The sequence below is a fragment of the Prevotella sp. HMSC073D09 genome, assembly GCF_001814145.1.
Classification (GTDB): Bacteria; Bacteroidota; Bacteroidia; order Bacteroidales; family Bacteroidaceae; genus Prevotella; species Prevotella conceptionensis.
This window is the reverse complement of sequence record NZ_KV815028.1, coordinates 1-474: the sequence shown is the minus strand read 5'-3', so window position 1 is coordinate 474 and position 474 is coordinate 1. Positions and strand designations below refer to the sequence as shown.

The following is a 474-nucleotide window of genomic DNA, read 5'->3' as shown; positions in this document are numbered from 1 at the left end:
CCGATACAGAGGGAATCAGGGAATTGGGTTCCGCATCGTCGGTTGTTTTTCACCTATATATATAAAGGTGTGAACGCGACGTTGGTTTAGACTCCCATTACGGCCCTGGCCGGACCTCCCGCCGACACGCAGTCCTATAGCTCAGTTGGTTAGAGCGCCACACTGATAATGTGGAGGTCGGCAGTTCAAGTCTGCCTGGGACTACACATCGCACGACAGTGCAATGTGTGCAGGCGACAAGCCTGAGAGTAACACATCGCACGACAGTGCAATGTGCACAGGTAGCGTGGATGTAGCATTTAATATTGTGGATGACAGTATTAAGCTTTACCATAAGTTTGCAACCCTTTATTGGGGGATTAGCTCAGTTGGCTAGAGCGCTTGCATGGCATGCAAGAGGTCATCGGTTCGACCCCGATATTCTCCACTTTGCGCTTGATTTGCGCATGAGATCTTTGACATATTGACACAAGC

Annotated in this window: 2 tRNA genes; both read left to right on the top strand. The window is 49.8% G+C overall.

The features are described from left to right. Positions 1-130: 130 nt before the first annotated feature. Positions 131-204: transfer RNA gene (locus HMPREF2955_RS01265), tRNA-Ile, on the top strand. A 149-nt stretch (positions 205-353) separates the two neighbouring features. Next, positions 354-427: transfer RNA gene (locus HMPREF2955_RS01260), tRNA-Ala, on the top strand. The last annotated feature ends 47 nt before the right edge of the window (positions 428-474 follow it).